Consider the following 21308-nt stretch of genomic DNA (forward strand, 5'->3'; position numbering starts at 1 on the left):
GCAGCGACGGACAAGGAACAAGGCGTCGAAAATTCTGTCTTCGTGTGTTTCAGCTAATGAAAGATTAACTGAATGAATCCTTAATGAGCAAAAATATGATTGCCGATCTGCAGCACTTGCGGCCTGGACCAGATCCAGTCGCTGGTCGCGGTTTTAGGATTGAAATAATACAGGGATTCGTAAGTCGGATCCCAGCCGCGAACGGCATCCAATGAGGCAAGATAGGCGGAACGGTTCGGCGTCAGCCAGTATTGTCCGTCATCCACGGCCGTAAAAGCCCCTTTTTGAAAGACGACGCCCCGAATGTCATTCGGAAATTCGCTGGATTGAATGCGGTTCATGACCACGGCCCCGACCGCAACCTGCCCTTTGTACGGCTCACCGCGGGCTTCGCTGTAAATGACTTTGGCCATGACGTCCATTTCGGATTGATTCAACGTATATTTTTTCAGCTGTCTCCAGGTTTGCGCACCGGTAATTCCATCGGCTGGCACGCCGTATTCTTTTTGAAAACGGCTAACGGCTGCTTTCGTGTTTGCGCCATATTTGCCATCCAGCGGCTGCGTGTAGAAGTCCAGCGTTTTCAGGCGATATTGAAGGTCCCAGACATCCCCGTTTTCACTGCCGGGCTTTAACAGCGGAGCGGCCTCCGTCGTTTGGGCGAATGTCGGCAGGATCAGAAGAACACTAAGGAAAAAAGCAGATATGATTTTCCGTATTGGCTTTCTTATCGTGATCAACTCCTTTGGGGTAGAATTATAAGGTTGGAAACGGGTTCATACAACCATCAGTAAATGGAAATCCGCGCCGTGACTGCGTTTGTTGTACCAAAAATGGTTCTATGGTCCGAATGGTCCTAAACTTGAAATTTTTTGAAAAAAAGGTTTGACAGCAGAAGGGGGACTTATTACAATAGCAACATAACATACTAAACAGGTAGGAATTATAATATATTGTTCTCACCGTATCGACGGAGGAACGCTCGAAGAACAAGGGCAGGCACGGTTGCAAACCGGCTTGACTCTGTTCCGATGAGCCTTCCTCCGTCTTTTTTTGCCATGGGGCCTGTTTAGTAGAGAAGAATAGGGGGAGTGATCCATATGAAAAAGGTGTTGAAGCAAGGGGTTCTCATCGGATTAACAGTCATGCTGACGGCGGCGCTGACGGCTTGCGGCTCACAGAAAACAGAAACGGCCGCAACCGCCGGCGAAGCAACGCCTGCTTCGGGTTCAAGCAAGCCGAGCGTGGAACTGCTTAATGTTTCTTACGATCCGACCCGGGAGTTATACGACCAGTACAACAAGGCATTCGCGGCGCATTGGGAGAAGGAACAAGGCCAGAAGGTGACGTTTAAGCAATCGCACGGAGGTTCGGGCAAGCAAAGCCGTTCGGTTATCGACGGTTTGGAGGCGGATGTGGTGACACTGGCCCTCGGATACGATATCGATGCGATCCGTCAGGCCGGATTGATCAATGAAGGCTGGGAGAGCAAGTTTGAGCATAACAGCGCGCCTTACACCTCGACCATCGTTTTCCTCGTCCGCAAAGGAAACCCGAAAGGCATCCAGGATTGGCCGGATCTGATTAAGGAGGGCGTGGAGGTCATCACGCCGAACCCGCAGACCTCCGGCGGTGCACGGTGGAACTACCTGGCGGCATGGGGTTATGCACTCAAGGTTAACAACAACGACGAAGCGAAAGCACAGGAATTCGTGAAAGAGCTGTTCACCCATGTGCCGGTGCTGGACAGCGGCGCACGGGGAGCGACAACCACCTTTGTGGAACGCGGAATCGGGGACGTGCTGCTGGCTTGGGAGAATGAAGCCTATCTCTCGATTAACGAGCTGGGACCGGATAAATTCGAAATCGTGAACCCGTCCGTCAGCATTTTGGCAGAACCGCCGGTTGCCGTCGTGGATAAGAACGTTGACAAGCGCGGCACCCGGGAGGTGGCCGAAGCCTATCTGGAATACCTGTACAGCGAAGAGGGGCAGACGATTGCGGCGGAGAACTACTACCGTCCGACGCTTGCCAGCGTAGCCGACAAATACAAGGAGAAATTCCCGGCCATCGAATTGTTTACGCTCAAGGACGTGTTTGGAACATGGGAAGAGACGCAAACCAAGCATTTTAATGACGGCGGCATCTTTAATCAGATTTACGTGCCAGGCAGCTGATCGGCATAACCGCCGAAGGCAGGAAAGGATGAGTGGATATGACGGTACTCCCCGTACGGAAGCAAGGCAGAAATCATCGCAGGGTGCTCCCGGGTTTTGGAGTCGGCATGGGACTGACTGTCCTTTATATGAGTTTGGTTGTGCTCGTGCCGCTATCGGCGCTGCTTCTTAATCAAACCGGATTGACCTGGGAGAAGTTCTGGTCGGTTGCAACCGATCCGAGGGTGCTGGCATCCTACAGGGTCAGTCTGACGACGGCGGCGCTGGCCGCATTAGCGGATACGATACTGGGGCTGCTGCTGGCCTGGGTGCTGGTGCGGTATGATTTTCCGGGCAAAAAATGGTGGGATGCCCTGATCGACCTGCCCTTCGCCCTGCCAACGGCCGTGGCGGGGGTGGCATTAACCGCGATCTATTCCTCGAATGGCTGGATCGGATCGCTGCTGGAGCCGCTCGGCATTAAGGCGGCGTTCTCTTCCTTGGGCATCACGCTGGCCCTGATGTTCATCGGCATACCGTTCGTCGTGCGGACGGTACAGCCTGTGCTGGAGGACGCGGAGCGGGACACGGAAGAGGCGGCAGCCACGCTAGGGGCAGGCCGGTGGCGCACGTTTTGCACCATCATTCTGCCGACTCTGATTCCGCCGCTGCTGACCGGGTTTGCGCTCGCTTTTGCCCGGGGGATCGGAGAATACGGCTCCGTCGTCTTCATATCGGGAAATATGCCGATGAAGACGGAGATTGCGCCGCTGTTGATCATGACGAAGCTGGAGCAGTTTGATTATGCCGGCGCTACGGCGGTTGCCTTGATTCTGCTGCTCATCTCTTTCGCGCTGCTGCTCGGAATCAATCTTTTACAACACTGGACGCGGAAAACCGCGCGCTAGGGAGGGGGAACTATATGGCTGGAACCGTACCCGCTGCCGTCCCGGCAGGGAAACGAGGCACATCGCCCTCTCCGGCTGCAGCGGAGAAAACCTGGGTGAAATGGACCTTCATTAGTTTGGCTGGCCTTGTGCTTCTGTGGCTTATTGTGCTGCCGCTCGTTACGGTGCTGTCCGAAGCGCTGAAGAAGGGATGGGAGGTTTATATCGCGGCCTTGTCCGATCCCGATGCCTTGTCCGCGCTGCGGTTGACCTTACTGGTGGCGGCGATTGCGGTACCGCTGAATTCGATATTCGGCGTCATCGCGGCTTGGACCATAACGAAGTTCCGCTTTAAAGGCAAAAATCTGCTGATTACGCTGCTGGATTTACCGTTCGCGGTATCGCCGGTTATCGGAGGCCTCATCTTCGTGCTTATTTTCGGCCGTCAGGGTTGGTTTGGCCCTTGGCTCGAAAGCCATGATATCAAGATCATATTTGCCGTGCCCGGCATCGTTCTGGCTACGTTATTCGTTACGTTTCCTTTTGTGGCCAAGGAGCTGATCCCGCTGATGGAGGACCAAGGGACGAAGGAAGAGGAGGCGGCTGTAACGCTCGGCGCCAAGGGCTGGCAAATCTTCTGGCGGGTCACCCTGCCCAATATCAAGTGGGGACTGCTGTACGGCATCATTCTGTGCAATGCCAGGGCCATGGGCGAGTTTGGGGCCGTGTCCGTCGTATCCGGCCATATCCGCGGAGAGACCAATACGCTGCCCCTTCATGTCGAGATTTTGTACAATGAGTATCAGTTTTCGGCATCGTTCGCGGTGGCCTCCTTATTGCTGTTGTTAGCCGTGATTACGCTGCTGCTTAAAAATTGGTTTACGCGAAAAAATGCCCATTGACAGTCGTTTCCAACCCATGCTAAGGTTAATTCATACTATATTGGTTGGAAAAGAATGAATAATGATCGTTTACATTGTGAATGTGTCTTCGGCTGATGAAGATGAGTGAATAAATGAGGGCTTTGCCCGGTGAGGAGGCGTATCCATGGCTAAACCATTAAAAGTGGATGAAATGTGGCTCGAGCGCATAGCAAGCCTGCTGAACGACATGGAATTCGGTTCGCTGCAAATCGTAGTGCATGAGGGTCAAATCGTTCAGATGGAACGAACGGAGCGCAAGCGTTTCGAGAATACGGCCTCCGGAACGGTCAAGACGTCAGGATCGTCCCGGGCATCCGGCCAACAGCGAAGAACGAATACAAGATGACTAAGCAAAAGCTACCAGGTACCGTAAAAAGAACTTCCGCCAGATAACTGAAGTGCAGCCTGTCCAGTCGACATGGGTAAGACACCACGGGTGTTGACCAAGTAGACCAGGGGAACGCGCTTTGGGAATCATGCGGGAGTTCTTTTCTATTAGAGATAGAGTATATGAATAATACAAACAGCCCGGCCGTTGAATCGGTCGGGCTGTTTGTTAATCGTATTCATGTATCAGGCATCTTATCGCGACCGGAGCGGGCTGCTGCCGATCTCCGGCTCGCCTGCGCCTGTTGTTTCGCTTAGAGGATCGTGATCCCCGGCAGGATGAAGGAACTGCTCCATCAGCTCCGGATGGCCGGCATAGGGCCGCTCACGCCGCTTACGGGTGGCCGTTACCCGGAAACCCGCCAGATAGAGCAAGCATTGGGTAGCCAGAACGTAAGGCGAGGCTTCGCCGCCGATCAGATTAAATAAGGCCGAAGCCACAATCAGCAGATGCAGCACGGTATAAATCATGCCATGCGTTTTTCTTCTCGAATCCATCAATAAACGGTAGAAAGAGATCGTGGCAATGATATTGGAGAGCCATAAACACCAAACCTCGGGGCTTGCCCAGGCCGATGTTTGCCTGAGTTCCTCCGCAAGGACCGCCGTCCATAGGAGCGCGGCACCCAGTGAAAGGGCAGGTACGGCAGGTTTTAGGAGCAGCCACAAGCCCATCCCCCAGCCGGGCTTCTCCAGCCGTCCAACCAGCTCGTCGCGCTCCTTCATGAGTCTGTTGACCTCGCGGTCCAGCAGCTTGTGAAGCGTCGTCAATCGGGATTCATCGCGATCGCTTAGAAAAATATCCATTTGTTCGTGGAGCTCACGCGTCAACAGGTCAGCGGATTTGCATTCCTGCAGAAGCCGGATCAGCAGATCCTCGGGGACGGCCGTCCGGGTCGGTCGATGGATCAGCGTGCCGAGAAGCCCTGCCAGCCTGGCGTAGACCGTCAAGGTCTGACGAATGCGAGCGAGCGAATCCTTGCGTGCACCGAGCAGCCGGGACGCACTGTATATGTACAGGCCCGCAAATACCGCAGTGGCAAGAAGCGCGGCCACGAGCCCGTCCAGCGAGCCAAAGATATCAACCATCCATTCCGTAAGGGACAAGCGGATCCCTCCTTCAATATTCTACCTTTCACTATTGCACAAGAAGGAAGGGATTTCAAGCCGATTCGGTAACAGGCAGCTATAGAGCGCATGGGGGTTGCGTATAACGTTACGTCATAGCTTATAGTCGCCTTAGGAGGGGATTAAAGTGAAACGAAGAAAAGGATGGATTATCTTGGGTAGCATTCTCATTGCGATACTAGCTATACTGACGGTAGCAGGCTTTCTATTCAGAGATGACGGGTCGTTAAGCGGTTTTGTTACAGAGGATGGGCAGAAGGAATATGCGGCGGCTTATGAGGAGGCGATGAGTCACTTGCCAGAACCGGTTGAGTCAATCAAGGTTCATACTGATTTTGGCGTGGTGCAGCTCTACAAGTTCCAGGGGAGCGATACGCCGCACAAAACGCCTTTGTTGCTGCTTCCGGGAAAGGGATCTGCTACACCCATGTGGGAGGCCAATCTTAGCGGCTTTTTAGAACACCGGCCTGTATACACCGTTGATTTGATAGGAGAACCGGGTTTAAGCACAGAAACCAGACGGATTGAAACCGCTGCGGACCAAGCAGCATGGTTAGGGCAAGTATTGGATCAGCTGCCGGAATCAGAGATCCACCTATTAGGGCTGTCGTTCGGCGGGTGGAGTGCGGCGAATCTGGCGCTCAAGCATCCGGAGAAGATTCACTCGCTCATATTGCTGGACCCCGTCTATGTGTTCGGCCCCATTCCATTGAAAATGATACTGGCCTCCATTCCGGCGACGGTGCCCATGGTGCCCAAACCGATCCGGGAGAAAATGCTCAGCTATATATCCGGCGGGGCTGAAGTCGATGACAGCGATCCGACCGCCAAATTAATCGAAACCGGTATGCGGACATTCAAGAGCAAGCTGCCCATGCCGGAAGCCATCCAGCCGGAACAATTAGCTGAGCTGACGATACCGGTGCTCGGTATTTTAGCTGGACAATCGACGATGCACCATGCTGAAAAGTCGTATCAAACGGGGATGGATGCCTTGAAAGACCCTAATAGCGAGATGGTTTTATTTGAAGAGGCCTCGCATGCGATTAACGGGGAATACCCTGAAGAGTTACTGGAAACGATAGAAGCCTTTTTAGCGAAAATCGAGTAAGGGACAGGAAGGGATGGGTTCATGGGGAAAAAATATTCCGTAAAAGAAATCAGCCGATTGTCGGGAATAACACCGCGAACCATTCAGTACTACGATAATGAAGGGATTCTTAAAGCGGAGCGAGATGAGCTGGGGCATAGAGTATATTATGATAAACAGCTGTATGTACTTGAGCAGATTATGTTCTATAGAGCCATCGGTTTCTCTTTAAAAAAGATCAAAGAACAATTGATTGTGGGCACCGAGGAGCAGGATATCGAGAACATTCTAGATTACCAGGCATCGGTCCTTTATTCACAGAAAGAGAGCATCCAAGCCAAGCTTGACGGATTGCATGTGGCAAAGGAAATGATGAAAGAAGGGTACAACGTACCCTGGGAGCTGTTAGCCCATCTTATGCGTTCGTTGAATGAGGTCGATATGTCGGCTTGGAAAGAATACGAATTTTCGGAGGAAGACGCGCGGCTGTTTCAAAAAGTATTTGACTCTGAGCAGGCGGTATTGGATTTTTACAATACGTTCAGAAAAATATCGCTGCAAGCTGCAGCTTATAAGGCCTCAAACGTCCCCATCGAGTCCCGTTTAGCAAGGGCCTTAGCCCAAGAATGGCAACAGATGGTTCAACGTGTGACCCATGGCGACGAACGGATTCATGCTGCCTTTTTAGCGGTCGATAACAATCGGGATCAATGGAACGCTGGAGAGCGTCAGCTTGTAATGGAAGCAGAACAATATTTGCAGGACGTCATAGAGCGCTATGCTGATCGTAAATGAGCCGCATGCTGCCCGGGTTCGCTTCCAGTGCAGGAAGCTTGATCGTATGCTACTATTCATGACGGATCGGTTTTTCTCTTGGTAAACAATGTTTCCTCAAGGTAACAAAAGGGGCCGAGCCGCATATAGTATATGAATAAGACATCGAAGAGAGGGAGGGGCCGGGGTGATGGAAGTGCAGGTAAAAAAAGCGCCGCTTCAACGCGCGAAAATGACGGTCGGTTATGTACTGCTTCTCATGTTGACGGTTTGAAGGCGATCAGGCCTTTTACCCGAAGGAGAGGATAAGTTCCTTCATCTAAACATAAAAGATGGCGCCAGAGGACACACCCTCTTGAAACGCCATCTTTTTTTAATGCCATAATGTAAGGATCGCAACGTTATCGATCGGAGTCATGAAGTTCCTTCCAGTACCTGTAGTCGTGAATGGCGAACCCGGAGAAGGAAGGGTGCTTTTCCGCCTTGGTGCATACCTTGCTCAGCTGTTCCTCCATATAGGACGTGCCTTCCTCGAAAAAGGTAATGTAAGCTCCCTCATTGCTGGACTTGGTCTCCACGGCAATCAGGGCCTCCTTGCCGAGTTCGTCGGCTTCCTTTAGCTCGGTCGCGGCGAGGTTGTATATGTTATCCGCTTGATCGCGATAGGCCATAATGACGATCTGGTCGAACTGCTTGATCATCCAGCGGCTGATCGACATCGACTGATCCGGCAGCCGGTAGGTATGCAGCCAGAAGGTCATGTCGGAGCCGATCGGCAGATTCAGCTTGTGCGCTTCATCGACCAGATAACGGACGCTCGCTTGCCACTGCTTAACGACCGAGGACTGGTTCGTTTTCCATTCGGCCAGCACATGCGGCTCGATATCGACATGGATGCCGGTGAAGCGCTCATTCGGGGCAGCGGACGCTTGATATTCGGCGGTCCATTGAATAAACGTCTCCAGCCGGTGACGTTCCGATTCCAGCGCCCAGTTCGGCGCCCCGCCGAGGACGTGGACCTCGATCCCTTGCACTCCTGCTTGGCGGATAAAGCTGCGGTAATACTCGGGACGGACATCGCGGTTCATCTGCAGGTAGAGCACGTTCACTCCCTGGCTGCCGGCAAAGCTCAGAATGTCATCGGCGGAGTCTTTGATTTGCGGGGTATCCCAGAACCAGGTTGCCTTCTGGCTGGGTTTCGCTTCCGCGGCATCAGGATGAAGGGACAGACTGCTTAGCAGCAGCAGGCCGCCGGCGAGACAGAGAGCCAGCAAGCGGACGTATTGTTTTTTCATAGGATGGATGTTCTCCTTTTCATTACGATTTAAACATAAGCATTAGGACAATCTTCGACAAGCGTATACCATTAGTATTGCGTTAGAAGTCATTACGCCAAATATATATTTTCATAAATGTGCACTTATGTATTCTATCGGTGAAAACAATATCGCAATTCATAGGTCTAAAGATCTAATGTTTTGAGGAAAAATGAATAAGTGGAGTTTGAAGAGGTCTGCAAGGGGATAAGTAAATAGGAGGTGCGATCGACCAAGTACGGCTATACGCGGCACCGGGTGTTCATACTACTACTTAAGATATAAGAGAACCATTCCCCATCCTGGGTGATGTAGTATAATTTTTAAACGAAGGAGCGATGAACATGAAGGTAGCATTGATTGGAGCAAGCGGGACGATCGGGAAACGCATTACGGAAGAAGCGCTGCGCCGGGGACACGAGGTAACGGCGGTGCTGCGTAATCCGGATCGCCTTGAAGCGGAGCATGAGCGATTACAGAAAGTCAAAGCGGATGTGATGGATCCTTCGTCATTGGAAGAGGCTGTTCAGGGACACGATGCCGTGATCAGCGCTTTCGGTCCGAAGTTCGGCCAAGAAGAGGAGCTTGTAGCAGCCGCGCGGACCATTGTGGAGGGAACGAGACGCGGCGGCGTAACCCGCCTGTTGATCGTTGGCGGCGCAGGCAGCCTGATCGCCGACAGCGGGGTACCGCTTATGGAAACCCCGGAATTTCCGGAAGAGATCAGACCGCTTGCCCGTGCGCATGCGGATGCTTACGACCTTTATAAGGAAAGCGATCTGGAATGGACGTATATCAGTCCGGCGGCCATCATCGAGCCGGGGAAACGTACCGGACAATTCCGGATCGGCATGGACCGCCTGGTGACGGATGAGAGCGGAAGCAGCCGGATCTCGGTTGAAGATTTTGCGGTAGCCGTGATTGATGAGCTGGACGATCCGCAGTTCATTCAGTCCCGTTTTACCGTTGCTTATTAATCGAAAGGCATCAAGCGAAGTCGTCAGAGCGTTTGGGTAGGATATATCGAAGCAAAGGGGAGAGCTTGGATGTATGTTGTGACGTCCGAACAGATGAGGGCACTCGATAACTACGCGATTCGCCGCATCGGCATTCCGGCCATCGCGCTTATGGAAAATGCGGGTAAAGCGATTGCCGAGGAAGTCCTGAAATTATGCCTGGAGCGTCATGTCGCGAGCCAGTTACCGTCCACGGCGGCCGCTCGGACATGCGGAAGCGATCAAGCCTACTTGCCGGAGGATGAGAGGTGCGACCGGCCGACTTCCTTATTGGATTATTCGGCAGCGTCAGAGGGCCCTTTCACCGGAAATGAGCGGGTTATCGAGATGAGCCGCCCGTCGCCTGTCATCGACGGAGACGCGCGATTGCCCACCGCGCTGGCGGCGCAGGAGCACTGGCTCATTCTGGTGGGCAAAGGCAATAACGGCGGCGACGGCGTGGTCGCCGCACGGCATTTGCGTGACGCCGGCATAAGCGTCACGCTGCTCTACGCCGCCGAGCCGTCCGCGCTGGCCGACGAGGCGGCGGTGCAGCGGGATGCCGCGGCAGCGCTCGGCATCCCGGCTCTGGTCCACGGCCGTGCCGCCGTGGACTACGGCGCGTACACCGGCATCGTGGACGCGCTGCTCGGGACGGGCGCGACGGGCGCGCCCCGCGGCGCTTACGCCGCGCTGATCCAGGCCGCGAACGACAGCGGCCTGCCGATTGTGTCCGCCGATATTCCGAGCGGACTGGACGCCGATACCGGCGCGCGGCACGAGCCGTGCATTTCGGCCGCGGTGACGGTATGCCTCGCCTTCCTGAAGCGAGGCTTGGTGCAGTACCCCGGCGCCGGGGCCGCGGGCCGGGTGGTGGTCCGCTCCATCGGCATTCCGGCATCGCTGTGCCGGGAGCAGGGCGTCGGCACGCGTCTGCTTACCCCGCATGTCCTTCGGACGGAGCTGGGCGCCGACGTGTCGCGCCGCCGCGCGCCGGACGGGCATAAGGGCACCTACGGCCACGTCCTGACCGTGGGGGGCAGCCGCACGATGAGCGGCGCAGGCCTGCTCGCTTCCCGGGCGGCGCTCCGCGCGGGCTGCGGCCTGGTGACCTGGGCGCTCCCTGCCAGTCTGGTGCTGCCGCTGACCGGAGCCTCGCCCGAGGTGATGCTCGCCCCTGCGACAGAGGAGGAGAGCGGCGGCTACTGGAATGAGGCCTCCGCGGAGCAGGTCCTGGCCCTCGCCAAGTCCCGCGATGTGCTGGCCGTAGGTCCGGGGCTTAGCCGCTTCGAAGGAGACGACAGGTGGCTCCGCCGACTGTGGGAAGAGTGGGAAGGGCCGCTGGTGGTGGATGCCGACGCGCTGAATATGCTGTCTGCGGCTGGCGATTTCAGCGCCTGGAAGCCGCGTGCCGCGGCCACGGTGCTGACCCCGCATCCCGGGGAGATGTCCCGGCTGCTGGGCATTCCTACTGCCGAGCTGCAGCGGGACCGGATCGGTGCCGCCGCAGGGTTCGCCACCGGGCACGGGGTTACCCTCGTGCTCAAGGGGGCGCATACCGTCGTGGCTTCGCCGGACGGACAAACCTACATCAATACAACCGGCACCTCCGGCATGGCGACCGGAGGCACCGGAGACGTGCTGACCGGCATCATTGCCGGCCTGCTGGCGCAAGGGCATGCCGGTCCGTCTGCAGCCGCGCTTGGCGTGTGGCTGCACGGCCGTGCCGGCGAGCGGGCCGCGCGGCATCGGGGGCATCCCGCCTCGGTCATCGCCGGGGATGTCATCGAAGCGCTTTGAAGCAAAGAGCCAAGGGCCCTCATCAGAGGGCCCTTTTTCCATGGGAAGAGGCTATAGCTCTTGAATCAGATCACCCAGCACAGCAGGGGAACGGCCAGGGCAAAGAACGGGGTGGCCAGCGAATTGCTGGAGAATGCATGCTTTCCCCACAAGAACAGAAGCAGCGTCAGGGTTCCGGCAGCGGCACGGAGCCAGAGCTGCTCCGGATGACCGCCCGTGAACAAGGCGAAGAACAGAAAACCGACCGCTCCATACACGGCAGCCTGTTTCCCCTTATGCAGCGAAGGCAGGAACGCGAGTATGGCATCGGCCGCGAGAGAGGCCGTCAGCGCGTAACCGTACACCCAGTGTTCTTGCGGCATGTAAAGGCCTAACCACTCCGAGGCCTGATCCGCGCCGGACGGCCACGCCCAATCCAGCAGACTCAGCAGCAGCACGACGATACCGGCGCTGGCCAGCTTGTTTAATGCATAAAACCCCATGTCCATCCGGGCGGACCGTTTGGGAATTCCGGTGTTCATTGTACACATCCTCTGCACGTTATTCGTGGAATCCTCGGATGCCTGCGGCATCCATGCTAGCTGGTTACCATCTGCCCTCCGTTGACGTGAATAGCCTGACCCGTGACATAAGAAGAAGTGATGGACGATGCCAGGTAAACATAAGCGGGTGCCAGCTCATAAGGCTGTGCGGCTCGCTTCATCGGCGAATTCGTTCCGAATACGGCAACCTCATCGGCGGAGAAGCTGGAAGGGATGAGCGGCGTCCAGACCGAGCCTGGCGCGACGGAGTTGACGCGGATGCCCTGATCGACCAGCGAAAGGGCCAGGGATCGGGTAAGGGAAACGATGGCGCCTTTGGTTGAGGAATAGTCGATGAGCTCCTTTAAACCGTCATAGGCCGTAATGGAGGCCGTGTTGATGATCGATGCCCCTGCTTTCATATGGGGCAGCGCAGCCTGGATCATGAAGAAGAACGGAAAGATATTCGTCTGATAGGTGTGATGCAGCTGTTCTTCCGTAATGTCCAGAATGCTGCGCTGCACATACTGGACGGCATGGTTGTTCACGAGAACATCCACTCTGCCGAAGCAGGCGATCGTCTCATTAACCACGGCTTCGCAGTTTTTTTTGTAGCGCAGATCGATCTTCATTAAGAGGCATCGTCTGCCGAGCGATTCAATCCGCTGCTTCGTCACTTCCGCATCCGAAGTCTCATATAAGTATGGGATGACCAGATCGGCACCTTCCTTGGCGAAGGCAATGGCGGCCGCTTTGCCGATACCGCTGTCCCCCCCGGTCACAATGGCGATTTTGCCATCCAGTTTACCGCTGCCCCGGTAGGCGGGATCTTCGCTGATCGGACGCGGCGACATCAGGCTTTCAAGGCCCGGCTGGCAGTTTTGATGCTGGGGAGGGAAAGCGATGGGCTGTTCTTTGCATTCGGTTTTGGAGCCTACGTATGGAATGGGCTGTTGGGGATTCATTTCATTCCTCCTTTGGTATAGGGATGTTATTCATGGAACGTCGATGCTTTATCTCTATGCATTCGCCCAGTCCAGGGTGCCGGTTGTGAACAGAATAGGTGAAAGGTCGTGCGCAAACGCGCGGGTTACGGATTTTTTACGATGTCCTTTGGGCTATTGTGGTAAAATATTTCCAAATTCATCAATACGGCCAAGGGGGCACGGTCACGGATGAAACCCGTCAAGCGTTCAAAATTCCGCCTGTGGGCAGGCAAGCAGTATTTTACGTACCGGCGTTATTGGGCATGGATGAGGAAGAGGGGCGGCATCGCCCGCACGCAAAGTCCTGAGCTACTGCGATATTCGGTGTTCACACACCAAACCCCGCTGAAACGCCAGCTCAAGGACGTTGATATGTGGTATCAGCATCATAAGGTGATCAACCTGCGTCTGGCCGTGCGCCATCTGGATGGACTGCTGGTTCGTCCGGGAGAGACGCTGTCCTATTGGAGGAGCATTGGACGCCCGACCCGCAGGAAAGGGTATGTCGACGGCATGGTCCTGTTCTATGGAGGCTTTAAGGCCGGCGTGGGCGGAGGGCTGTGCCAGCTGTCCAACCTCATATACTGGATGACGCTGCACACCCCTCTGGAAGTGAAAGAACGGCATCGGCACAGCTATGACGTATTTCCGGATGCGAACCGGACCCAGCCGTTCGGAAGCGGCGCTACGTGCGCCTATAATTATTTGGACCTTCAGATTTATAATCCGACGAACGATACATACCAGCTGTCGGTATATGTATCAGAGGAGGATTTGATCGGGGAATGGCGATCCAACGCCGCTCCGCTGCATCGCTATGAAGTATATGAGCGGGACCATCGCATTACCCAGGAAGTTTGGGGAGGATATGCGAGGCATAACGTCATTGGCCGCAAAGTGTTCAACAGGGAAGGCGAACGGATTCGGGATGAGTGGATTACCGAGAACCATGCGCTCATGATGTACTCGCCGCTGCTTGCCGAACAAGGAAGTGGGTCGTCCTGATCAAGGGAGGGGCCAGGTGCCGATCTTAAACCGTATTCGCATGGGGAGCCCTGTTCGTGATCGGTTAAATGGAGCGGGCAATGGAGAACATCGGTTTGACGCATTCTGCCGGATTGACAAAAGCGCGGACACATTGATACGATGATACTAATTCTGACAAGTTTGCTCTGATTTATGCCGGTTGATGTCGGATGCAAGAGCGACTGCTGACCGGAAGACTTTGCCGTATCCTGTAAAGTCTTTTTTTCTGAGATTCAGGCTATGGCGGTCTGACTCTATATCGAGAGGACCTTACATAGCGATCTGATGGTGCGTGGATGAAATGGTGACATTATAAGATAAGCTGAGGTGAACAATGATTATGGCGAAAGCTGTTATTATTAACGGGAGCCCTACAGCCGGATCCCGATTGAATGCGGTTATGGATTTTGCGGAGCAGGCACTAACTGCTGCCAATTTCGAGGTGAGCCGGATCGACGTGGCCGGGCTGCCGCCCGAGGATTTGATTCATACGAAGTTTGAGAGCGAGCATATCGTCAAAGCCAACGGGCTTGTGGCCGAGGCCGATGCCGTGATTGTGGCAAGTCCGGTTTATAAAGCTTCGTTTACCGGCGTGCTTAAGACATTTTTGGACCTGATTCCGCAAAAAGGCTTGGCTGGCAAAATCGTGCTTCCGATGTTCATTGGCGGCAGTCTCGCGCATTTGCTGGCGATTGATTATTCGCTCAAGCCCGTGCTTTCCTCGATCGGGGCCCGGCATATTCTGGGCGGCGTGTACGCCGTGGATGCCCAGGTGGCGCGTACCGAGGATGGCGGGTTTGACGTAGCGGAAGTGCTTCAGGAGCGTTTGGCCTCCGCGATGGAGGAATTGATTGAAGAAACCCGTTACCGGACAGAACGCGCATAGGGATAGCGTGAGTGACGGCAGGGGTGTTCTAGCGATATAGATCATATGGAGGGATACCATTTGCAAAAGCTAGTGTTTTTTGTCGGCGTGGCCGGCACAGGCAAGACAACCGTAGCGAAGAAGCTTGCAGTCCGCATACCGGCTGCATTCCTCGACCGTGATACGGTGGGGGGACGGTTTGTCGAGAAGTTCCTGGAGAGCAACGGACTGGATCCGAACGACCGCGATTCTTCCTTCTATAAAGAGAATCTGCGCGATCTGGAATATGATACGACCAAGGATATTTGCATCGAGAACCTGGGTGCCGGGCAAAATGTCTTTATGATCTCGCCGTTCACGGCGGAGCTCAAGAACCGCGAATGGATTGAAGAGGTCATCGCATCCGCGGGATTAACGAAGAACGACGTTGACGTGAAGGTCATCGTGGTTGCGCTCAAGGACATGGATTTGCAGAAGGAGCGGATCATTGACAGACAGACCGAGCGGGATCAGTGGAAGCTGGATCATTGGGACGACTTCAAGAAGCGCGTCGATTTCGTTCCGGAAGTGAACTGGGATATTCCGCAAACGTCCATCAAGGTGTTTGATAACAGCGGCGATCTGACGGAAGAGAAGGTCGAGGAGCTCTATCAATTTATCGTAAGCGAATAGTAAGTATATCGTAACAACAGATTCAATATCGGATGAAAAAGTGCGTCATTCCAGGTGCCGGCAAGCCCTGTGATGGCGCATTTTTTTGAATATCGGGGCATCTTCGATTGCTTCAAGGAAGCGGTTTGCCTGCTATCGCAGCAAACAGCGGGCTGCTCGGATCCGTTGTATGTCCAGGAATGCGTTCTATGAGAGTGTGCAGCCTGCATCGGGCGATGATCTGAATTGGAACCGAAGCCGGAATGTTATATAGTAGACTTGTCATGATCGGTTAACGTAGATTTCAAGGAGGGAAAGCGGTTGGATAACTCGGCTATGCTTGCCTATCTTCGAAGCGTTGTGTTAATGAGGGATCGCATCCCGTCATTTAACGAATACCCCTTTAATTTGCCGGCCGTAGCGGCTATGGACGGACTTCGCTTTCATCCGAAGGTCACTTATATCGTGGGCGAGAACGGAATGGGCAAATCCACGCTGCTGGAGGCGATTGCCGCGGCCCTCGGGTTCAATCCGGAAGGAGGGACGCTCAATTTCTCCTTCTCGACGGAGGAGACCCATTCCAGGCTGTATGAATATATTCGAACCGTCCGGGGCGCACGCAAACCGCGGGACGGGTTTTTCTTCCGGGCGGAGAGCTATTATAACGTCGCCAGCGAAGTGGATGCACTGGAGCGGGAGCGTCCTGGACTTTATGATTCCTATGGCGGCAAATCGCTTCACCAGCAGTCGCACGGAGAATCCTTTTTTGCCACCTTTTTGCATCGGTTCTGGGGGAACGGGCTGTACATCATGGACGAGCCGGAAGCGGCCTTGTCGCCGTTTCGCCAAATGGCGCTGCTGAGGCGCATTCATGACCTGGTTCATGAAGACTCGCAGTTTATTATTTCCACGCATTCGCCGATTATCATGGCTTATCCGGATTCGATCATCTACAAGCTGACATCCGAAGGCGTGGAAGAGACGACCCTGGAGGAAACGGATCATTACATGATCACGAAGGAATTCGTGAATCGCCGGGAAGCCATGCTTCATGAATTGTTTGCAGATGATGAGGAATAAACGGGAAAGATAAGGGCTCGCGGATCGCTAGATCTTGCGAGTCCTTTTTGCATTGGGGGCCTGTTATTGTACTGACCGTTTCCTGCCAAGGCATGAATAAGAGATTTCTCTCCGTAGATGCTTCTGATTTTAAGAATTAGAATGGTTCAATGTCTCGAAATAAACTTTGAATAATTTAAGTAATTAGTCCATTATACCTCGATAATTGGGATGAATTAGAATGAAAATCATGAAAATGGTGTTTACAAGTTAGAATCATTGAACTAAAATAAGAACGAGGTGAAATGCTCTGGAGAACGGAAGAGAAGCAAGCGTGGAGAGACTCATGGACATGTATCGTGAGTTATCGGATAAAATGACGAGGCATCGGGTCGTGTCTTTCTTGAGTCATTTAAGAAAGAACGATTTGACGATGAATCAGTATAAAATCCTAAGTTTGATCGAGCAGCAGGGACCGTGGCTTCCCAACCGGTTGGCTGAGCACATGGAGCTTAAAGCTGCAACGATTACTTATTTGGTGGATGCATTGGAACAACGGGGCTTGGTGATTCGAACGCCGAATCCGAGTGACGGACGCAGCCACTATGTCAATTTTACGGCAGAAGGCCGGCAGCTGGTGCTCGACGCACGCAGCGAGGGGGATTATGCCGTCATGGAATCCTTCAAGCAGCTGGATGAGGACGAGGCGGATAACCTGTATATTTTGCTGCGATTGCTTGGCCGAAAGCTATTTCCAACAGAGTAAACGATATGAAACTGAAGTAATCCTGCCTCCAGTTCTGTTATCAGATCCGGGCGGGGTTACTTTGTTTAGGAGGCTTCTTGTGAATACAGACGAAAAATCTTCATTCTGGCTAATTATGAGCGCCGTGTTTTTCGGCAATTTTCTCGCGGTGCTGAGCATTACCACCATCAACGTAGCCTTTCCGGTGGTGATGGAACAGTTTCATGCCACGCTGAGCACAACCCAATGGCTGATGGCCGGGTATTTGCTGGCAACGGGGATCGTGGCCCCCATCGTCGGCTACATGGGGGACCAGCTAAGCTATAAGAGGCTGTTCGTACTGGCATTGACGGGTTTTACCCTTTCGTCGCTGCTATGCGTTGTCGCCTGGAACATCGAGACATTGATCGCGTTCCGGATCACGCAAGGCGTCTTCGGCGGGATGATCATTCCGATTACGATGACGATCATTTACCAGGTATTCCCACGCGAGCGGCAGGCCTACGCCATGGGCTTGTGGAGCCTGGCTTCCATGCTGGCACCGGTGATAGGGCCGACCCTGGGCGGATGGCTGGTGCAATTCTTTGGCTGGAAATCCATATTCATTCTGAATGTCCCCATCGGCCTGATATCGATCGTCATCGTAAGCAAATTCATTCCATTTTATCGACTGACCGGGAAGAAGAGCTTCGATCTCCTCGGCTTCTTGACGGTGGTGGCGGGCAGCTCCTGTTTGCTGCTCTCCTTCAGCCATGGCAACGATTGGGGCTGGGGGTCCTGGAAGACGATCTCCTTGCTCGTCGCCGGCATTTTGCTGCTGCTGTTCTTTATTAAGTGGGAGCTTCGCATCCCGTTCCCGCTATTGCAGCTGAAGGTATTCAGATTCCCCCGATTCCGGTACAGCTTGATCTTGAACTGCATCGTGACGATCTCCCTCTATACGGGAACCTTGCTGGTGCCGCTCTATTTGCAGACCGTGCTGAAGCTGTCCCCGATGGATACCGGATTGATCATGCTGCCGGGCGCGATCGTCATGGCGGCGGCATCGCCGATTATCGGCAAATTTTATGACCGGATCGGTCCGTTCCGGCTGGTCATCACGGGTGTCCTTATTATTGTGGCCGCCACGCTGGCTTTCAGCGGGATCGGCACGAATACGTCGGTTCTGTACATTTCCATGCTGCAGCTGGTTCGCTGCCTCGGCATAGCGCTGTGCAACATGCCGTTAACGAACGCCGCGATGAGCGCGGTGTCCAGCGAGTACTCAGGCCATGCATCGTCCATTACGAACTGGGCGCGCCAGGGGCTGGCTTCGTTATCCATCGGCATTTTCAGCGCGCTGGTGGTAACCAGAACATCCTATTACATGGGCGCCGGAACTGTGACTCCGCGTGCGGCAACGACCATGGGCATTGATGACGTGTTCATGATCGGCACGATGGTGGCGGTGGTAGCCGTACCTCTTACATTTTTGTTACGGGTCAAAAAGAAAAAATCGGCTCGCCATATCGCGCTCTGACCGGGCATGCCCCGGCTATATGAAGAGGAGGAGCCTTCAGGCTGTTGAGAGCGGCCCAAGATGCCGGGAACCCGAATATTATCAAGCGATTGAACAAGGTTGGACCTAAGAGTTTCCATGTGGCAGGTATAACCTTAAGGATCGTCGGATAGGCCGTTAACCGATGAGAGAGCAGCTGCAGGGGCTGCTCTCTCATTTTGTTTTTGCGCTTAATAGCCTGGATGAAATATGACAAAGCTGTTCTTTTATTCAATTCGCGGTCTGTGGTAGGGTGAAGTATACGAATGCAGGCGCTAGGAGGAGCTTATGGAATTTATACGGAAGCTGTGGGTTTTCGGTTATCAGCAGGCTTTGTCCTGCCTATTTCCGGTGATTATCTTCGGCGCGCTGGGACTGACCAAGGTGGTCGAGATTCCGGGTTTGCCGCGGTATGATCTCATTCTTCTCATCTGCGTCTTGGCGCAAATCGGGATGCTGGTCAGCAAGCTGGAGACATGGGATGAACTGAAGGTCATCTGCGTCTTTCACGTCATCGGTTTGATGCTGGAGCTGTATAAAGTGCATATGGGCTCATGGTCTTACCCGGAGGAGGGCTGGAGCAAAATCGGCGGCGTTCCGCTGTACAGCGGCTTCATGTATGCCAGCGTGGCCAGTTATATCTGCCAGGCTTGGCGGCGAATGAATTTGCGCATCACCGGCTGGCCGCTGCCTGTGCTGACCGTGCTGATCAGCACGGCGATCTATGCCAATTTCTTTACCCATCACTACGTGTGGGATGCGCGCTGGCTCCTGACCGCATTGTTGTTCGTGGTGTTTGGCAGAACCATGGTGTATTTCGACGTTGACGGAAAAACCTTGCGCATGCCGCTGGTGCTGTCGTTCCTGCTGATTGGTTTTTTTATCTGGATCGCTGAGAATATCTCCACGTTTCTCGGGGCCTGGACCTATCCGGGACAGGAACGGACATGGAGTCTGGTGCATATCGGAAAAATCAGCTCGTGGTTCCTGCTGGTGGTCATCAGCGTCATCATTGTGGCCCAGCTGAAGCATCTGAAGCAGGGCAGAGGCCCGTCCAAAGGCAATCCGAAGAGAACGGTCATGTGAATGTAGCTTAGCGGATTTGATCCTTCATGCAGAATCATGTATCCTATGGGTAATCGAGACGATGGAATTAGCGAGCCATAAGGCAAGCTACTTGTTATGAACATAGATGGTAGAAATCTTGGAAGTGCACGAGTCAGAAAGGAGGAGTATTCACATGAAAAAAAGATCATTGGCGTCGTTGTCCAAAGGCATGGGATACTCCACCGCTGTTTTCTTTGATCGGTCCGATGACGGGAGAAGTCTGTCCAAAATCGGATATTCGGCGATCAAGGATCCTTCATGCTATTCACTAAAATGAGGGAGCAGTGGAATTAAAAACACCACAGGTCGCTGGCTTGTGGTTGCATAGATCGGCATGTACACCACAGGTGCGCTGTGGTGTTTTTTGCGTTTCTAATGATACGAGCAAAGGAGAGGTAGACCATGTTCATGCAAGGTAAACAAATCTATGTCAAGTCGGTAGAGGAATCGGATGCGGAAGCGCTATGGAAGCTCGAGGTGGATAACCGGGATTTTTTTCAACGGTTCACGGGCTTAAGGGACGACGAATTCTATACCCTTGAGGGACAACTCGAACGGATTCGCAAGGCCCGGGAATCCAGCAAGGCGGATCAGGCGTATCTCTATATGATTGGACTGCGGGATACCGAAACGATCATCGGGGAGATCATGCTGACGGAAGTGGTACGGGGGAATTTGCAGAGCTGCTGGATCGGTTATTTTCTGAACCGGGACCATAACGGTAAGGGGTACATGACCGAGGCCGTTCAAATGGTGGTGAGGTTTGCCTTTCAGGAATTGAAGTTTCACCGGATTGAAGCGGGCGTGATGCCGCACAACCTAGGCTCGATCCGAGTGCTCCTGAAGGCCGGCTTCCATAAAGAAGGCATCGCCAGGAAAAACGTGAAGATTAACGGGAAGTGGGAGGACCATCAGACACTGGCTATGTTGAATGAAGCCGATGAGGAGGTCCCGTCCCCGATTCAGCGGTACAATCCGTCCGTCATCGCCCCGCCGATCGGTCCGTATACCCATGTAACCAAGGTTGCGAGAGGGGCTGAGCTGTTGGTATTCTCCGGCCAGGTGGGGACCGACAGGGAGGGGAGCCTGCCGGCCGATAGGAAGGAGCAAGTAGAGAACACCTTGGCCAATATTCAGCGGGTATTGGCCGCGGAAGCCATGTCGGCGGATCATATCGTCAAAATCAACATTTGGGCGGTTCAGGAGGTCGACTGGGATCATTTCCACCGGGAATGGGAGAAATTCCACGGGGGAAAGGCGCCGTCCATGACGATGACCTACGTGCCGGCGCTGGCGATGCCGTCCCTTCAGGTGGAGATCGAGGTATGGGCAGCGAGGGGGTAACGCTTAATGTA

General features: G+C 54.0%; 22 protein-coding genes. 17 read left to right on the forward strand and 5 right to left on the reverse strand.

Annotation, left to right across the window (positions count from 1 at the left end; all coding sequences use genetic code 11):
• Nucleotides 1-80 precede the first annotated feature (80 nt).
• Nucleotides 81-740, reverse strand: a complete 660-nt coding sequence (gene sleB, locus P0X86_RS03075; protein ID WP_277747757.1) for a spore cortex-lytic enzyme — start codon at nucleotides 738-740, stop codon at nucleotides 81-83.
• A 360-nt stretch (nucleotides 741-1100) separates the two neighbouring features.
• Between sleB and P0X86_RS03080 the strand changes: the two genes are divergently transcribed.
• The 4 genes from P0X86_RS03080 (at nucleotide 1101) to P0X86_RS03095 (ending at nucleotide 4312) form a co-directional block, all read left to right on the forward strand.
• A complete protein-coding gene (locus tag P0X86_RS03080) occupies nucleotides 1101-2177 on the forward strand; it encodes a sulfate ABC transporter substrate-binding protein (RefSeq protein WP_036664629.1) in 1077 nt (358 codons plus the stop codon).
• Nucleotides 2178-2215: 38 nt separating this feature from the next.
• Nucleotides 2216-3064, forward strand: a complete 849-nt coding sequence (cysT, locus tag P0X86_RS03085; protein ID WP_277747758.1) for a sulfate ABC transporter permease subunit CysT — start codon at nucleotides 2216-2218, stop codon at nucleotides 3062-3064.
• 14 nt (nucleotides 3065-3078) lie between these two features.
• Nucleotides 3079-3945, forward strand: coding sequence for a sulfate ABC transporter permease subunit CysW (gene cysW / locus P0X86_RS03090; RefSeq protein ID WP_012818834.1), 867 nt, complete (start codon nucleotides 3079-3081; stop codon nucleotides 3943-3945).
• Nucleotides 3946-4090: 145 nt separating this feature from the next.
• Nucleotides 4091-4312 carry a YezD family protein gene (locus P0X86_RS03095; RefSeq protein WP_192569836.1) on the forward strand — a complete coding sequence of 74 codons (222 nt, stop codon included), beginning with the start codon at nucleotides 4091-4093 and terminating at the stop codon, nucleotides 4310-4312.
• Nucleotides 4313-4548: 236 nt separating this feature from the next.
• Here P0X86_RS03095 and P0X86_RS03100 read toward each other — a convergent pair whose 3' ends face one another.
• Complete coding sequence (locus P0X86_RS03100; RefSeq protein WP_277747759.1) at nucleotides 4549-5460, reverse strand: hypothetical protein; 912 nt, start codon at nucleotides 5458-5460, stop codon at nucleotides 4549-4551.
• A 148-nt stretch (nucleotides 5461-5608) separates the two neighbouring features.
• Here P0X86_RS03100 and P0X86_RS03105 point away from each other — a divergent pair, with 148 nt between their 5' ends.
• Together P0X86_RS03105 and P0X86_RS03110 are read left to right on the forward strand one after the other, a co-directional pair.
• On the forward strand, nucleotides 5609-6592 hold the full coding sequence (locus P0X86_RS03105; protein WP_096774637.1) for an alpha/beta fold hydrolase: 984 nt from the start codon (nucleotides 5609-5611) through the stop codon (nucleotides 6590-6592).
• Between the two features lie 21 nt (nucleotides 6593-6613).
• Nucleotides 6614-7366: a MerR family transcriptional regulator gene (locus tag P0X86_RS03110; RefSeq protein WP_277747760.1), complete on the forward strand. Its 753-nt coding sequence runs from the start codon at nucleotides 6614-6616 to the stop codon at nucleotides 7364-7366.
• Between the two features lie 380 nt (nucleotides 7367-7746).
• On the opposite strand, the gene P0X86_RS03115 is transcribed toward P0X86_RS03110, so the two are convergent.
• Nucleotides 7747-8640 (reverse strand): hypothetical protein, encoded by an 894-nt coding sequence (locus P0X86_RS03115; RefSeq protein WP_277747761.1) that lies wholly within the window; start codon nucleotides 8638-8640, stop codon nucleotides 7747-7749.
• A 365-nt stretch (nucleotides 8641-9005) separates the two neighbouring features.
• On the opposite strand from P0X86_RS03115, the gene P0X86_RS03120 reads away from it, so the two are divergent.
• Nucleotides 9006-9638: an NAD(P)-dependent oxidoreductase gene (locus P0X86_RS03120; protein ID WP_012818839.1), complete on the forward strand. Its 633-nt coding sequence runs from the start codon at nucleotides 9006-9008 to the stop codon at nucleotides 9636-9638.
• A gap of 69 nt (nucleotides 9639-9707) precedes the next feature.
• Nucleotides 9708-11456, forward strand: coding sequence for an NAD(P)H-hydrate dehydratase (locus P0X86_RS03125; RefSeq protein WP_277747762.1), 1749 nt, complete (start codon nucleotides 9708-9710; stop codon nucleotides 11454-11456).
• Nucleotides 11457-11521: 65 nt separating this feature from the next.
• Here the strand turns inward: P0X86_RS03125 and P0X86_RS03130 are convergent, their stop codons facing one another.
• Together P0X86_RS03130 and P0X86_RS03135 are read right to left on the reverse strand one after the other, a co-directional pair.
• Nucleotides 11522-11977, reverse strand: coding sequence for a hypothetical protein (locus P0X86_RS03130; protein WP_192569831.1), 456 nt, complete (start codon nucleotides 11975-11977; stop codon nucleotides 11522-11524).
• Nucleotides 11978-12033: 56 nt separating this feature from the next.
• Nucleotides 12034-12942, reverse strand: a complete 909-nt coding sequence (locus tag P0X86_RS03135; protein WP_096774632.1) for an SDR family oxidoreductase — start codon at nucleotides 12940-12942, stop codon at nucleotides 12034-12036.
• A 210-nt stretch (nucleotides 12943-13152) separates the two neighbouring features.
• Here P0X86_RS03135 and P0X86_RS03140 point away from each other — a divergent pair, with 210 nt between their 5' ends.
• From P0X86_RS03140 to P0X86_RS03180, 9 genes are all read left to right on the forward strand, one after another.
• A complete protein-coding gene (locus P0X86_RS03140; RefSeq protein WP_277747763.1) occupies nucleotides 13153-13968 on the forward strand; it encodes a VanW family protein in 816 nt (271 codons plus the stop codon).
• Nucleotides 13969-14329: 361 nt separating this feature from the next.
• The gene (ssuE, locus tag P0X86_RS03145; RefSeq protein WP_009589288.1) at nucleotides 14330-14875 is read left to right on the forward strand and encodes an NADPH-dependent FMN reductase; all 546 of its coding nucleotides are present in this window, start codon (nucleotides 14330-14332) and stop codon (nucleotides 14873-14875) included.
• Nucleotides 14876-14935: 60 nt separating this feature from the next.
• The gene (locus P0X86_RS03150; protein ID WP_127595553.1) at nucleotides 14936-15526 is read left to right on the forward strand and encodes a P-loop nucleotide/nucleoside kinase family protein; all 591 of its coding nucleotides are present in this window, start codon (nucleotides 14936-14938) and stop codon (nucleotides 15524-15526) included.
• Between the two features lie 300 nt (nucleotides 15527-15826).
• On the forward strand, nucleotides 15827-16585 hold the full coding sequence (locus tag P0X86_RS03155) for an AAA family ATPase (protein ID WP_277747764.1): 759 nt from the start codon (nucleotides 15827-15829) through the stop codon (nucleotides 16583-16585).
• A gap of 325 nt (nucleotides 16586-16910) precedes the next feature.
• Nucleotides 16911-17330 carry a MarR family winged helix-turn-helix transcriptional regulator gene (locus P0X86_RS03160; protein WP_009589289.1) on the forward strand — a complete coding sequence of 140 codons (420 nt, stop codon included), beginning with the start codon at nucleotides 16911-16913 and terminating at the stop codon, nucleotides 17328-17330.
• Between the two features lie 79 nt (nucleotides 17331-17409).
• Nucleotides 17410-18828 (forward strand): MDR family MFS transporter, encoded by a 1419-nt coding sequence (locus tag P0X86_RS03165; protein WP_277747765.1) that lies wholly within the window; start codon nucleotides 17410-17412, stop codon nucleotides 18826-18828.
• Nucleotides 18829-19134: 306 nt separating this feature from the next.
• Nucleotides 19135-19932, forward strand: coding sequence for a DUF817 domain-containing protein (locus P0X86_RS03170; protein ID WP_277747766.1), 798 nt, complete (start codon nucleotides 19135-19137; stop codon nucleotides 19930-19932).
• 154 nt (nucleotides 19933-20086) lie between these two features.
• Nucleotides 20087-20230, forward strand: coding sequence for a hypothetical protein (locus tag P0X86_RS03175; RefSeq protein ID WP_176502450.1), 144 nt, complete (start codon nucleotides 20087-20089; stop codon nucleotides 20228-20230).
• A 125-nt stretch (nucleotides 20231-20355) separates the two neighbouring features.
• Complete coding sequence (locus P0X86_RS03180) at nucleotides 20356-21297, forward strand: GNAT family N-acetyltransferase (protein ID WP_277747767.1); 942 nt, start codon at nucleotides 20356-20358, stop codon at nucleotides 21295-21297.
• Nucleotides 21298-21308: the final 11 nt, after the last annotated feature.

The sequence above is a fragment of the Paenibacillus sp. BR1-192 genome (assembly GCF_029542445.1).
In the GTDB taxonomy this organism is placed as follows: Bacteria; Bacillota; Bacilli; order Paenibacillales; family Paenibacillaceae; genus Paenibacillus_AQ; species Paenibacillus_AQ lautus_A.